The following is a 14,377-nucleotide window of genomic DNA, read 5'->3' on the forward strand; positions in this document are numbered from 1 at the left end:
GGCGGCGATAGCGCGGTGGTCCCACCTGACCCCATGCCGAACTCAGAAGTGAAACGCCGTAGCGCCGATGGTAGTGTGGGGCTTCCCCATGTGAGAGTAGGGAACTGCCAGGCATCAAATAAAACAAAAAGCCCAGTCTTTCGACTGGGCTTTTTGTTTTGTCTGCTGTTTGTCGGTGAGGGCTCTCTGGAGCAGGACAAATCCGCCGGTAGCGGATTTGCACGTTGCGACGCAACGGCCCGAGGGGTGGCGGGCAGGACGCCCGGCATAAACTGCCGGGCATCAAACAAGTGGACAGCCTCTGTCGAAAGACAGGGGCTTTTTGCTATGCGTATTTGGGGAAGACTAAACTGTCAGGAAGACCAATCATGAATCTCTATACTGTGGTGAAAGACTGCCGCTATCTTGCGTAGATCAGGTAGACTATGTGATATCTGAATTAGTAGGTATTTCTATCATGGCGTCGAGCGTTATTTCATTGAAGTCTTATAACTCTTTCTCATTATCTGTTTCCGCATCTTGTATTAAGGTTGCGGATACTCCGGAGGAATTGATTGAAGGATGGCGCGTCGCCAGCGCAGCGCAAGAGCCGATTTTGTTGCTAGGGGAAGGGAGCAATGTCCTTTTTCTTGAAGATTTTTTAGGCACTATTCTGTTAAATCGGCTCAAGGGTATAGATATTCGAGAAGAAAGTGACGGTTGGTATATTCATGTCGGAGCTGGTGAGAACTGGCATCAATTAGTTGAATATACGCTCAAGTGTGGTATTGCAGGGTTAGAAAATCTGGCATTAATTCCCGGATGTGTGGGTTCTGCACCGATACAGAATATTGGTGCGTACGGTATCGAATTACAGCATGTTTGTGATTATGTTGATGTGTTGGATCTGGCTGAAGGTAACGTCATGCGTTTTACCTCTGAGGAATGCCAATTCGATTACCGTGAAAGCATATTTAAGCATCAATACCGCTCTGGGTTTGCGATTACCGCAGTAGGGTTCTTTTTAAAGAAAGAGTGGGACCCGATACTTAATTACGGTGATTTGGTCAAGCTGGACCCTACAACCGTTACGCCACAGCAGATATTTGATTCCGTATGCCATATGCGCCGAAGCAAACTTCCAGACCCTGCTGTGACCGGTAATGCCGGTAGCTTCTTCAAAAACCCGATAATTACACCGCAGCATGCTGAACGTGTTTTACGAGAGTATCCGAATGCCCCTCAGTATTTACAAGCCGATGGCAATGTTAAATTGGCCGCCGGGTGGTTGATTGAACAGTGCAATCTCAAAGGATTTCAGCTTGGTGGTGCGGCTGTTCATGAGAAACAGGCATTAGTTCTAATTAATAAAAATAATGCAGAAAGCTCAGATGTTGTCGAATTAGCGCGTTATGTCCGCAATCAGGTTGCTGAAAAATTCTCCATACAGCTGGAGCCTGAAGTTCGCTTTATTGCTGCGCGTGGAGAGGTCAATGCCATCGAGGTATTATCATGAAAGATATTACGGTTCCCCTTAAATTAATTAAAACTCTCTCTGATGGTGAATTTTATTCCGGTGAATTACTGGGTGAAATGATGGGGATGAGTCGAGCTGCGATTAATAAACATATTCAAACTATACGTGACTGGGGAATTGATGTTTTTACTGTGACAGGCAAGGGCTATTCTTTACCAACGCCTATGCAGTTATTAGACGAGGAGGCTATCCTCAAGCACCTACCGGAAGGTGGTGTGACAGTTTTACCTGTCGTTGATTCTACTAATCAGTATATTTTAGAACGATTGGACACCTTATCCTCTGGTGATGCATGCCTTGCTGAATATCAGCAATCTGGGCGTGGTCGTCGGGGCAGACAATGGTTCTCGCCCTTTGGTGCAAATTTATATTTGTCCTTATACTGGCGCCTAGAACAGGGGCCTGCTGCAGCTGTTGGGGTTAGTTTGGTTATCGGTATCGTAATGGCAGAAGTGCTACATAAGCTTGGTGCTGATGGTGTTCGAGTCAAATGGCCCAACGATTTATATCTGAAGGATAGAAAACTAGCAGGCATTCTTGTCGAAATTACAGGAAAAACGGGGGATGCCGCTAATCTGGTCATTGGCGCGGGCATTAATTTACAGATGAGAGAGCCTGCTCCTGATACGATTAGTCAAGGCTGGATAAATTTACAAGAAGCAGGTATAGATATTAATCGCAATACACTCGCTTCGACTCTTATTTCTGAATTAAGAGGGGCTTTGGCTATATTTGAACTACAAGGCCTTGAACCATTTATTCCCAGATGGGAAAAATTGGATAACTATTTTAATCGCCCGGTTCGTTTGATTATCGGTAATCGTGAAATATATGGGATCGACCGAGGAATAGACCGCCAAGGGGCGCTGCTCTTAGAAAACGATGGGTTGGTCACGCCATATATTGGTGGGGAGATTTCTCTGCGTGGTGCGTGAAAAAAGGGGGGTAACCCCCTTTATATTTATTCGCTTTTCATTTTCTCAGTCGAACACATTCAACAGCATGATTAGCGCTTTTAGTCATAATAAGGCTGGCTCTCTCTCGAGTAGGTAGAATATTTTCTTTTAGATTAAGCCCATTAATTTCTTTCCATAATTGAGAGGCAATGCCAACAGCCTCTTCTTCTGTCAGTTTTGCATAATTATGAAAATATGAATTTGGATTTGAGAATGCACCCTGCCGGAATTTTAAAAAACGATTTATATACCATGTTTGTAGTAGTGTTTCTGGCGCATCGACATAGATAGAGAAATCTACAAAGTCAGAGACAAAAACTCTATGTGGATCATGTGGATAATCCATCCCGCTCTGCAGAACATTCAAGCCTTCTAATATTAAAATATCAGGGTGTTCCAACACTTTATTGTTATTAGGAACAATATCGTATGTTAGATGAGAATAAGTTGGGGCGGTGACTTTGTGTGTTCCTGATTTTATATCAGAAACGAATTTTACCAAGCTATGCATATCATATGATTGCGGAAAGCCCTTTTTCTTCATCAAATCACGTTCTTTTAACACCTTATTTGGATGAAGAAATCCATCGGTTGTAATGAGTTCTACACTGCGATGTTCCGGCCAACGGCTTAATAACGCCTGGAGCACACGGGCTGTGGTACTTTTTCCCACGGCGACGCTACCCGCAATACCGATTATGTAAGGTATCTTTTGGCCATCAGTCCCTAAGAACTGCTCAAGTACCGCCTGACGGCGTAAATTAGAGCTGATATAGAAATTAAGCAGGCGGGAGAGCGGCAGATAAATTTCTGCGACCTCGTCTAATGAAAGATCTTCGTTAATCCCTTTGAGCTTAACGATTTCTTCCTCTGTCAGCGTTAACGGGACGGAATCGCGCAAGGCGGCCCATTGGCTGCGATTAAATTGTAGATATGGCGTGGCCAAGGATTGCTCTCTATTGCTCATAAGTCGTGTTCTGCCTGCTTAACAGGTAAGAAAAGGGACTTTCAGCCAGCGAGGAAAACGGGCTATTAGCTTAGCCAACGCTATGATCGCGACACCTTTTCTTATGTAATAAATTTTTGATAATGGGCAGGTTAACACTTTGCTGATAGAAAGAAGAAGAGAAAATCGGTTCTGTACCCGATGCTTCTATGTTGATGCATCGGGTACAGGCTAGCTGGCGATTGCTTTACCTAACCCATTCACGGCAAAGAGGCGTTTATAGTAGATAGCCGTTGGATGGTAATAACCATCGGGTGTGCAAGCATAATCAGGCAATTCTCCCAGATGGCGATAACCCAGAGCGCGGTAGAACGCTTCTGCCGGGGAGCCTGCCTGAGTGTCTAAGTAGAGTAACCCTCTTTGTTGGAAAAGCGCGTGCTTTTCCAGTAAATGAATGAGTTGTCTGCCTATTCCCGCTCTGCGTACTCGGCTATGAACTAACAATTTTTGAATTTCAGCCCTGTTTCTCCCGTTTGACTTTTGACATAACTCTAGCTGTACACTTCCGACGATACCTTCCTTGTCGCGCGCTGCCCATAGTATGCGGTCACCGTTGGCGACAGATGCCTGTAAGCCATGAAAATATTCCATCGCTTCTTTGTGGTGCAGAGGCGATTGATATCCAACAGAAGCGCCTTTTTCTACAGCATCTATTAGTAGATTGGCCAGTTCTTCACGATAGACAGGTAAGGTTGCCGCATTGAGTTGAACTATTTTCATCGTATTTTGCTCGTTCTTCAGAAATTTGTTTCTAAACAAGCAAAATGTATTCCAAGTCTATTTTCTTGGGAAAGTGAGCAAAATAGCATCTGTCAGTGCAGAGTCTGCCCCCTTAAAGGGCAAAAACACCATTACTGGTGCAAGAGGCATTGCGAGGACGTTGATGGTGAAATCGCCATTTTGTTAGATAGAACTGGTGGTTCTTTGCGCTAATTCTGACTGCTGCTCTAGATTTATGGCTGAATTTGGATAAAATCTAAGCGATAGCGCATTTTACGCAATTTTTTTGTTGCATCGAGCGTTCTGTCTACCTAGAATGCGCAGCACTTGAAGCCGGCTTAGCTCAGTAGGTAGAGCAACTGACTTGTAATCAGTAGGTCACCAGTTCGATTCCGGTAGCCGGCACCATCAAGTACACAATCAGGTGGGGTTCCCGAGCGGCCAAAGGGAGCAGACTGTAAATCTGCCGTCACAGACTTCGAAGGTTCGAATCCTTCCCCCACCACCAAATTCAATCCTGGTAACAGGATATTCGATACGGTAGTAAGACTAAGCCGGATCGACGAAGGCGGGGTCTATAAATTCTTATTCCCCAACTTCAAAATCTACAGAAAAATTAGGTAGCCGAGTTCCAGGATGCGGGCATCGTATAATGGCTATTACCTCAGCCTTCCAAGCTGATGATGTGGGTTCGATTCCCACTGCCCGCTCCAAGATGTGCTGATATAGCTCAGTTGGTAGAGCGCACCCTTGGTAAGGGTGAGGTCGGCAGTTCGAATCTGCCTATCAGCACCACTTCCTTTTCCTCCTCCTGATTTTCTTTCTGTGAATAAATTCAGCAAGCTATTGCTTGGTTGATGTGGTGATACCACCGATTTATCCGTGTCTTAGAGGGACAATCGATGTCTAAAGAAAAATTTGAACGTACAAAACCGCACGTTAACGTCGGTACTATCGGCCACGTTGACCATGGTAAAACAACGCTGACCGCTGCAATCACTACCGTTCTGGCTAAAACCTACGGTGGTAACGCGCGTGCATTCGACCAGATCGATAACGCGCCAGAAGAAAAAGCACGTGGTATCACCATCAACACGTCTCACGTTGAATACGATACCCCGTCTCGCCACTACGCGCACGTTGACTGCCCAGGACACGCCGACTATGTGAAAAACATGATCACCGGTGCTGCCCAGATGGATGGCGCGATCCTGGTTGTTGCTGCGACTGACGGCCCAATGCCTCAGACTCGTGAGCACATCCTGCTGGGTCGTCAGGTTGGCGTTCCTTTCATCATCGTGTTCCTGAACAAATGTGACATGGTTGATGACGAAGAGCTGCTGGAACTGGTTGAGATGGAAGTGCGTGAGCTGCTGTCTCAGTACGACTTCCCAGGCGACGACACGCCAGTCGTTCGTGGTTCTGCGCTGAAAGCGCTGGAAGGCGAAGCTGAGTGGGAAGCAAAAATCATCGAACTGGCAGAGCACCTGGATTCTTATATCCCAGAGCCAGAGCGTGCCATTGACAAGCCGTTCCTGCTGCCAATCGAAGACGTATTCTCCATCTCCGGCCGTGGTACCGTTGTTACCGGTCGTGTAGAGCGCGGTATCGTTAAAGTCGGTGAAGAAGTTGAAATCGTGGGTATCAAAGACACCGCGAAATCTACCTGTACTGGCGTAGAAATGTTCCGCAAACTGCTGGACGAAGGTCGTGCAGGTGAGAACGTTGGTGTTCTGCTGCGTGGTATCAAGCGTGAAGAAATCGAGCGTGGTCAGGTACTGGCTAAGCCGGGTTCAATCAAGCCACACACCAAGTTCGAATCAGAAGTGTATATCCTGAGCAAGGATGAAGGCGGCCGTCATACTCCGTTCTTCAAAGGCTACCGTCCTCAGTTCTACTTCCGTACAACTGACGTAACGGGCACCATCGAACTGCCAGAAGGCGTAGAGATGGTAATGCCGGGCGACAACATCAAAATGGTTGTTACCCTGATCCACCCAATCGCGATGGATGACGGCTTGCGTTTCGCAATCCGTGAAGGCGGCCGTACAGTAGGCGCGGGCGTTGTTGCTAAAGTTATCGCTTAATCGCTGATAACGTTTGACGCGACACGCGATAAAAGGGCATCATTTGATGCCCTTTTTCTACGCTGTCATGGTAGAACCTATCTCATCAGCGATTGTGAGATATAATCATTGGTGAGATAGGCTCTGTAGATACGGCGTAAATACCGAATTATTCGTTTTACAGAACATCTTTCGGTTTGGTTGCCCCGTGGTTACGGGGCAAAGTTATTTGTCTGAATCATTGTGACAGGTTGGTTTATGAGTGCGAATACCGAAGCTCAGGATAGTGGGCGTGGCCTGGAAGTGATTAAGTGGCTGGTAGTAGGTGCCTTGCTGGTTGTTGCGATTGTTGGCAATTATTATTACCGCGAATTTAGTCTTCCTCTGCGTGCATTGGCCGTTGTTATCCTGATCGCCGCTGCCGGTGGTGTGGCACTGCTGACCACGAAAGGCAAAGCAACCGTAGCGTTTGCTCGCGAAGCGCGTACTGAAGTGCGCAAAGTAATTTGGCCGACTCGTCAGGAAACGTTACACACCACGTTAATCGTTGCCGCGGTGACTGCCGTGATGTCACTGATTTTGTGGGGACTGGATGGTATTCTGGTCCGTTTGGTATCGTTTATCACTGGCCTGAGGTTCTAAGATGTCTGAAGCTCCAAAAAAACGTTGGTACGTCGTTCAGGCGTTCTCTGGTTTTGAAGGTCGCGTAGCACAATCACTGCGTGAACATATCAAACTCCATAATATGGAAGAACTGTTTGGCGAAGTCATGGTGCCTACTGAAGAAGTAGTCGAAATCCGTGGTGGCCAGCGTCGCAAGAGCGAGCGCAAGTTTTTCCCTGGTTATGTCTTGGTACAGATGGTGATGGAAGATGCCAGCTGGCATCTAGTACGCAGCGTACCTCGTGTTATGGGGTTCATTGGCGGTACATCCGATCGTCCTGCGCCAATCAGTGACAAAGAAGTGGATGCGATTATGAATCGTCTCCAACAGGTTGGTGACAAACCACGACCGAAAACGCTGTTTGAACCGGGTGAAATGGTTCGCGTTAACGACGGTCCATTTGCTGATTTTAACGGTGTTGTCGAAGAAGTTGACTATGAGAAGAGCCGCCTGAAGGTGTCTGTCTCTATCTTTGGTCGTGCAACGCCGGTTGAACTGGACTTTGCTCAAGTCGAAAAAGGCTAATTTTCCGACAAGACTTGCTGGAAATAGCTACTTGCCTATGGCGCGAAATTAACCTATAATTTCGCGCCTTTTGTTTTTCAGGGGCCTTAAGGGCGTCTGAAGCGTAATACAAACCACGGGGAGCCTTTCACTAGGCGCTATTACCCAATTGAGGAAAGCTAAATGGCCAAGAAAGTACAAGCCTATGTCAAGCTGCAAGTTGCAGCTGGTATGGCTAACCCAAGCCCACCGGTAGGTCCGGCTCTGGGTCAGCAGGGTGTAAACATCATGGAATTCTGTAAGGCGTTCAATGCTAAAACTGAAAGCGTTGAAAAAGGTCTGCCGATTCCTGTTGTTATTACCGTTTATTCTGACCGTTCTTTCACCTTCGTTACCAAAACGCCTCCAGCAGCTGTTCTGCTGAAGAAAGCGGCTGGTATCAAGTCTGGTTCCGGTAAGCCGAACAAAGACAAAGTTGGTAAAGTAACGAGCGCTCAGGTTCGTGAAATCGCAGAAACTAAAGCTGCGGACATGACTGGTTCTGATGTAGACGCCATGGCGCGTTCTATCGCAGGTACCGCTCGTTCCATGGGCCTGGTAGTGGAGGATTAATAAATGGCTAAGCTGACCAAGCGCATGCGCGTGATCCGTGACAAAGTTGATGTAACTAAACAGTACGACATCAACGAAGCTGTTGCTCTGCTCAAAGAGCTGGCCACTGCTAAGTTCGTAGAAAGTGTAGACGTAGCTGTGAACCTCGGCATCGATGCACGTAAATCTGACCAAAACGTTCGCGGTGCAACCGTTCTGCCTCACGGCACCGGTCGTTCTGTTCGCGTAGCAGTCTTCACCCAGGGTGCAAACGCTGAAGCTGCTAAAGCTGCTGGCGCTGAGTTCGTGGGCATGGAAGATCTGGCTGATCAGATCAAGAAAGGCGAAATGGGCTTTGACGTTGTTATTGCTTCTCCAGATGCAATGCGCGTTGTTGGCCAATTGGGCCAGGTTCTGGGTCCACGTGGCCTGATGCCAAACCCGAAAGTGGGTACTGTAACACCTAACGTTGCTGAAGCTGTTAACAATGCTAAAGCGGGTCAGGTTCGTTACCGTAACGACAAGAACGGCATCATCCATACCACTATCGGTAAGGTTGATTTCGACTCTAACAAATTGAAAGAAAACCTGGAAGCCTTGCTGGTTGCGCTGAAAAAAGCAAAACCATCTCAGGCGAAAGGCGTGTACATCAAGAAAGTTAGCCTGTCTACCACTATGGGCGCTGGCGTTGCCATCGACCAGAGCGGTCTGAACGCTGCTGCTAACTAATAGCTTTTGTTCCGCTTTACTCGGGTGTGAGATTTACCTATAATTTTACGCCCGTTGTTCCTCAAGTGGAATAACGCAAGAATTTTCGGTTGGAGCCTGGCCTATCCAGGCCTCCGTCCAAGACCGCAGGTGTTTCGAAAGAAACTTAATCCTTCCTGCGTAGACGGTGACAGAGCCTAAATAACGTTTTTCTTTTTTATAAAGAATAATTTTTTACTGGATTCTGCTCACCGTGTTTCAACGCTTATCTCTAATTTTGGCGATAAGTGAAGTGAGTTCCGGAGATTTTCTCCGGCTAAATCCAGGAGCAAAAGCTAATGGCATTAAATCTTCAAGACAAACAAGCGATTGTTGCTGAAGTCAGCGAAGTAGCCAAAGGTGCGCTGTCTGCGGTTGTTGCGGATTCCCGTGGCGTTACCGTTGATAAAATGACCGAACTGCGTAAAGCAGGTCGTGAAGCTGGCGTTTACATGCGTGTTGTTCGTAACACCCTGCTGCGCCGCGTCGTTGAAGGCACTCAATTTGAATGCCTGAAAGACACGTTTGTTGGTCCGACCCTGATTGCATATTCTATGGAACACCCGGGCGCTGCTGCTCGTCTGTTCAAAGAGTTCGCGAAAGCGAATGCAAAATTTGAGGTCAAAGCTGCAGCCTTTGAAGGTGAGCTGATCCCGGCGGCTCAAATTGACCGTCTGGCAACGCTGCCGACTTACGAAGAAGCACTGGCACGTCTGATGTCGACCATGAAAGAAGCCGCTGCAGGCAAACTGGTCCGCACTCTGGCTGCTGTTCGCGATGCAAAAGAAGCTGCGTAATAGCGCTTTCTTTTCTAACGCACTTGCTAACGTATAAACTATTTCTGATTCTTAGGAACAATTGTTATGTCTATCACTAAAGATCAAATTCTGGAAGCAGTAGCAGCTATGTCTGTAATGGATGTTGTTGAGCTGGTTTCTGCTATGGAAGAAAAATTCGGTGTTTCTGCTGCTGCTGCTGTAGCTGTTGCTGCTGGCCCAGCTGAAGTTGCTGAAGAAAAAACTGAGTTCGACGTTGTGCTGAAAGGCATCGGCGCTAACAAAGTTGCTGTAATCAAAGCTGTTCGTGGCGCGACTGGTCTGGGCCTGAAAGAAGCCAAAGATCTGGTTGAATCTGCACCAGCAGTTCTGAAAGAAGGCGTGAGCAAAGATGACGCTGAAGCACTGAAAAAATCACTGGAAGAAGCTGGCGCAGAAGTTGAAGTTAAATAAGCCAACCTTTCAGGTTGCAGCCTGATTTATTAGGCTGATGGCTGGTGACTTTTTAGTCACCAGCCTTTTTGCGCTGTAGGGCATCGATGGGCTTTCGCACTGTTTAGCCATTGATTTCCCCAATATTTTTTTCTATTGACGACTTAATATACTGCTTTCCAGAACGGGCTCCCTGCCTGAGCAAAAGCAATGAAATGGTTTAAGAGTAATAGAAAGACGTATTACGGAAAGTTCCCCATTTTCCGACCAACATAAATAGTGTTGCATGAACTGTCCTTCTTAGGGCAGACAGAGTGGTTCGACTTGTCAGCTAGCTGAGGAACCCTATGGTTTACTCCTATACCGAGAAAAAACGCATTCGTAAGGATTTTGGTAAACGTCCGCAGGTTTTGGACGTACCTTATCTCCTTTCTATCCAACTTGACTCGTTCCAGAAGTTTATCGAGCAAGACCCGGAAGGTCAGTACGGTTTGGAAGCTGCATTCCGTTCTGTTTTCCCCATAAAAAGCTATAGCGGTAATTCAGAGCTGCAATACGTTAGCTATCGCTTGGGCGAGCCAGTATTTGACGTTAAAGAATGTCAGATCCGTGGTGTGACGTTTTCTGCGCCGCTGCGCGTGAAACTGCGCTTGGTGATCTACGAGCGCGAAGCGCCTGAAGGCACCGTTAAAGACATCAAAGAACAAGAAGTTTACATGGGCGAAATTCCGCTCATGACCGACAACGGTACCTTCGTGATTAACGGCACTGAGCGTGTAATCGTATCTCAGCTGCATCGTAGTCCAGGTGTGTTCTTCGATAGCGACAAAGGTAAAACCCACTCTTCAGGTAAGGTGCTGTATAACGCACGTATTATTCCTTACCGTGGTTCCTGGTTGGATTTCGAGTTTGATCCGAAGGATAACCTGTTTGTTCGTATCGACCGTCGCCGCAAATTGCCTGCGACCATTATCCTGCGCGCGCTGGGTTACTCCACCGAACAGATTCTCGATCTTTTCTTCGATAAAATTGTCTATGAAATCAATGGCAATAAATTGCAGATGGATCTGGTTCCTGAGCGCTTGCGTGGTGAAACCGCATCGTTTGATATCGAAGCGAACGGTAAAGTTTATATCGAAAAAGGTCGCCGTATCACTGCGCGTCATATCCGTCAGTTAGAGAAAGACGGTATTGAGCGCATTGAAGTGCCTGTTGAATATATTGCTGGCAAAGTACTATCCAAAGACTATATCGACGAGAGCACCGGTGAACTGATCGGCGCAGCCAACATGGAGCTGTCGCTGGATCTGCTGGCTAAACTGAGCCAGTCTGGTCACAAACGTATCGAGACTCTGTTCACCAACGATCTCGATCACGGCGCATACATGTCTGAAACCGTGCGTGTCGATCCGTCAAACGATCGTCTGAGCGCGCTGGTTGAAATCTATCGCATGATGCGTCCTGGTGAGCCGCCAACGCGTGAAGCAGCAGAAACGCTGTTCGAGAACCTGTTCTTCTCTGAAGACCGCTACGATCTGTCTGCGGTTGGTCGTATGAAGTTCAACCGTTCTCTGCTACGTGATGAGATCGAAGGTTCCGGTATCCTGAGCAAAGATGACATCATCGAAGTGATGAAGAAGCTCATTGATATCCGTAACGGTAAAGGCGAAGTGGACGATATCGACCACCTCGGCAACCGTCGTATCCGTTCCGTCGGCGAAATGGCAGAAAACCAATTCCGCGTTGGTCTGGTGCGTGTAGAACGTGCTGTAAAAGAGCGTCTGTCTCTGGGCGATCTCGATACGCTGATGCCACAGGACATGATCAACGCCAAGCCGATTTCGGCTGCCGTGAAAGAGTTCTTCGGTTCGAGCCAGCTGTCACAGTTTATGGACCAGAACAACCCGCTGTCCGAGATTACGCACAAACGTCGTATCTCTGCATTGGGCCCAGGTGGTCTGACGCGTGAACGCGCTGGCTTTGAAGTCCGTGACGTACACCCAACTCACTATGGTCGCGTTTGTCCTATCGAAACGCCGGAAGGTCCGAACATCGGTCTGATCAACTCCCTGTCCGTTTATGCGCAAACGAACGAGTACGGTTTCCTGGAAACCCCGTATCGTCGTGTGCGTGACAACGTGGTGACGGATGAGATCCATTACCTGTCTGCGATTGAAGAAGGTAACTTCGTTATCGCACAGGCGAACACCAATTTGGACGAAGAAGGCCGCTTCATCGACGAACTGGTTACCTGCCGTAACAAAGGCGAGTCCAGCTTGTTCAGCCGCGATCAGGTTGAATACATGGACGTTTCCACACAGCAGGTGGTTTCCGTCGGTGCATCCCTGATTCCGTTCCTGGAACACGATGACGCCAACCGTGCCCTGATGGGTGCGAACATGCAACGTCAGGCCGTTCCAACCCTGCGTGCTGATAAGCCGCTGGTTGGTACCGGCATGGAACGTGCTGTTGCGGTTGACTCCGGTGTAACTGCCGTAGCCAAACGTGGTGGTACAGTACAGTACGTGGATGCATCCCGTATTGTAATCCGCGTTAATGACGATGAAATGTATCCGGGCGAAGCCGGGATCGACATCTATAACCTGACCAAATATACCCGTTCTAACCAGAACACCTGCATCAGCCAGATGCCGTGTGTGTCTCTGGGTGAGCCGGTAGAACGTGGTGACGTTCTGGCAGATGGCCCGTCCACCGATCTGGGTGAACTGGCGCTGGGCCAGAACATGCGCGTGGCATTCATGCCATGGAATGGTTACAACTTCGAAGACTCCATCCTCGTTTCCGAGCGTGTGGTTCAGGAAGATCGCTTTACGACCATCCACATTCAGGAACTGGCCTGTGTGTCTCGTGACACCAAGTTAGGGCCTGAAGAAATTACTGCGGACATCCCGAACGTGGGTGAAGCAGCACTTTCCAAACTGGATGAGTCCGGCATTGTTTACATCGGTGCGGAAGTGACCGGTGGTGACATTCTGGTTGGTAAGGTAACGCCGAAAGGTGAAACCCAACTGACGCCAGAAGAGAAACTGCTGCGTGCGATCTTCGGTGAGAAAGCGTCTGATGTTAAAGACTCTTCTCTGCGTGTACCAAACGGTGTTTCCGGTACGATTATCGACGTACAGGTCTTTACCCGCGATGGCGTGGAAAAAGACAAACGTGCGCTGGAAATCGAAGAAATGCAGCTGAAGCAGGCGAAGAAAGACCTGACTGAAGAATTGCAGATTCTGGAAGCGGGCCTGTTTGCACGTATCCACGCTGTGCTGGTTTCTGGCGGCGTAGAAGCCGACAAACTGGACAAACTGCCGCGCGAGCGCTGGTTGGAACTGGGTCTGACTGATGAAGATAAACAGAATCAGTTGGAACAGCTGGCAGAACAGTATGATGAGCTGAAGCACGAGTTTGAGAAAAAACTCGAAGCTAAGCGCCGTAAAATCACTCAGGGCGATGATCTGGCACCGGGCGTGCTGAAAATCGTCAAGGTTTATCTGGCTGTTAAACGTCAGATCCAACCGGGTGACAAAATGGCAGGTCGTCACGGGAACAAAGGTGTTATCTCTAAGATCAATCCGATCGAAGATATGCCTTACGATGAGAACGGTACGCCGGTCGATATCGTACTGAACCCACTGGGCGTACCTTCACGTATGAACATTGGTCAGATTCTGGAAACCCACTTGGGTATGGCTGCGAAAGGTATCGGCGAGAAAATCAACGCCATGCTCAAGCAGCACGAAGAAGTGACTAAACTGCGTGAGTTCATCCAGAGAGCCTACGATCTGGGCGACGATGTGCGTCAGAAAGTCGACCTGAGCACTTTCTCAGACGAAGAAGTTATGCGTCTGGCTGAAAACCTGAAAAAAGGTATGCCAATTGCAACGCCGGTATTCGACGGTGCAAAAGAGAAAGAAATCAAGGAACTGTTGCAGATGGGCGGTATCCCTACCTCCGGTCAGATTACCCTGTACGATGGACGTACTGGTGAGAAATTTGAGCGTCAGGTTACAGTGGGCTACATGTACATGCTGAAACTGAACCACTTGGTTGACGATAAGATGCATGCTCGTTCCACCGGTTCTTACAGCCTGGTTACTCAGCAGCCGCTGGGTGGTAAGGCGCAGTTCGGTGGTCAACGCTTCGGTGAGATGGAAGTGTGGGCGCTGGAAGCTTATGGTGCAGCTTATACCCTGCAAGAAATGTTGACCGTTAAGTCTGATGACGTGAACGGCCGTACCAAGATGTATAAGAACATCGTGGATGGCAATCATCAGATGGAACCAGGCATGCCGGAATCCTTCAACGTATTGTTGAAAGAAATCCGCTCGCTGGGTATCAACATCGAGCTGGAAGAAGAGTAATCCCAGCTCGTTGTATTGCTGGC

The 14,377-nt window shown here is 48.1% G+C and carries 12 protein-coding genes, 4 tRNA genes and 1 rRNA gene; 15 read left to right on the plus strand and 2 right to left on the minus strand.

The genetic code is table 11. The annotated features are described in order from the left end of the window. The 3 genes from rrf to birA all read left to right on the plus strand — a co-directional run. Window positions 1-113 (plus strand): 5S ribosomal RNA (gene rrf / locus R9X49_RS22890); the annotation flags it as partial. A gap of 344 nt (window positions 114-457) precedes the next feature. After that, a complete protein-coding gene (gene murB / locus R9X49_RS22895; RefSeq protein WP_319850550.1) occupies window positions 458-1,495 on the plus strand; it encodes a UDP-N-acetylmuramate dehydrogenase in 1,038 nt (345 codons plus the stop codon). Next, on the plus strand, window positions 1,492-2,451 hold the full coding sequence (gene birA / locus R9X49_RS22900; RefSeq protein ID WP_319850551.1) for a bifunctional biotin--[acetyl-CoA-carboxylase] ligase/biotin operon repressor BirA: 960 nt from the start codon (window positions 1,492-1,494) through the stop codon (window positions 2,449-2,451). Before murB ends, birA begins: the two co-directional genes overlap by 4 nt. Window positions 2,452-2,488: 37 nt before the next feature. On the opposite strand, the gene coaA is transcribed toward birA, so the two are convergent. After that, window positions 2,489-3,439 (minus strand): type I pantothenate kinase, encoded by a 951-nt coding sequence (gene coaA / locus R9X49_RS22905; protein WP_319850552.1) that lies wholly within the window; start codon window positions 3,437-3,439, stop codon window positions 2,489-2,491. Between the two features lie 210 nt (window positions 3,440-3,649). Continuing rightward, a complete protein-coding gene (locus R9X49_RS22910; RefSeq protein ID WP_319850553.1) occupies window positions 3,650-4,198 on the minus strand; it encodes a GNAT family N-acetyltransferase in 549 nt (182 codons plus the stop codon). Between the two features lie 332 nt (window positions 4,199-4,530). Between R9X49_RS22910 and R9X49_RS22915 the strand changes: the two genes are divergently transcribed. The 12 genes from R9X49_RS22915 (at window position 4,531) to rpoB (ending at window position 14,354) form a co-directional block, all read left to right on the plus strand. Continuing rightward, window positions 4,531-4,606 (plus strand) — tRNA-Thr (locus R9X49_RS22915). Window positions 4,607-4,621: 15 nt separating this feature from the next. Then, window positions 4,622-4,706: transfer RNA gene (locus R9X49_RS22920), tRNA-Tyr, on the plus strand. A 130-nt stretch (window positions 4,707-4,836) separates the two neighbouring features. Next, window positions 4,837-4,911 (plus strand) — tRNA-Gly (locus R9X49_RS22925). 6 nt (window positions 4,912-4,917) lie between these two features. After that, window positions 4,918-4,993: transfer RNA gene (locus tag R9X49_RS22930), tRNA-Thr, on the plus strand. Window positions 4,994-5,100: 107 nt separating this feature from the next. Next, window positions 5,101-6,285, plus strand: coding sequence for an elongation factor Tu (gene tuf / locus R9X49_RS22935; RefSeq protein WP_012772931.1), 1,185 nt, complete (start codon window positions 5,101-5,103; stop codon window positions 6,283-6,285). A gap of 237 nt (window positions 6,286-6,522) precedes the next feature. Beyond that, entirely contained in the window at window positions 6,523-6,906 is a 384-nt protein-coding gene (gene secE / locus R9X49_RS22940; RefSeq protein ID WP_010285488.1) for a preprotein translocase subunit SecE, read from the plus strand. A gap of 1 nt (window position 6,907) precedes the next feature. Then, on the plus strand, window positions 6,908-7,453 hold the full coding sequence (nusG, locus tag R9X49_RS22945; RefSeq protein WP_005970339.1) for a transcription termination/antitermination protein NusG: 546 nt from the start codon (window positions 6,908-6,910) through the stop codon (window positions 7,451-7,453). A gap of 162 nt (window positions 7,454-7,615) precedes the next feature. Next, a complete protein-coding gene (gene rplK, locus R9X49_RS22950; protein WP_012772932.1) occupies window positions 7,616-8,044 on the plus strand; it encodes a 50S ribosomal protein L11 in 429 nt (142 codons plus the stop codon). Between the two features lie 3 nt (window positions 8,045-8,047). Further along, on the plus strand, window positions 8,048-8,752 hold the full coding sequence (gene rplA / locus R9X49_RS22955; protein ID WP_180742832.1) for a 50S ribosomal protein L1: 705 nt from the start codon (window positions 8,048-8,050) through the stop codon (window positions 8,750-8,752). A 317-nt stretch (window positions 8,753-9,069) separates the two neighbouring features. Beyond that, window positions 9,070-9,567, plus strand: coding sequence for a 50S ribosomal protein L10 (gene rplJ / locus R9X49_RS22960; protein ID WP_012772934.1), 498 nt, complete (start codon window positions 9,070-9,072; stop codon window positions 9,565-9,567). Between the two features lie 66 nt (window positions 9,568-9,633). After that, the gene (rplL, locus tag R9X49_RS22965) at window positions 9,634-9,999 is read left to right on the plus strand and encodes a 50S ribosomal protein L7/L12 (RefSeq protein WP_012772935.1); all 366 of its coding nucleotides are present in this window, start codon (window positions 9,634-9,636) and stop codon (window positions 9,997-9,999) included. A gap of 326 nt (window positions 10,000-10,325) precedes the next feature. Continuing rightward, entirely contained in the window at window positions 10,326-14,354 is a 4,029-nt protein-coding gene (gene rpoB, locus R9X49_RS22970; protein ID WP_225086523.1) for a DNA-directed RNA polymerase subunit beta, read from the plus strand. Window positions 14,355-14,377 lie beyond the last annotated feature (23 nt).

The organism is Pectobacterium carotovorum (genome assembly GCF_033898505.1).
Classification (GTDB): Bacteria; Pseudomonadota; Gammaproteobacteria; order Enterobacterales; family Enterobacteriaceae; genus Pectobacterium; species Pectobacterium carotovorum_J.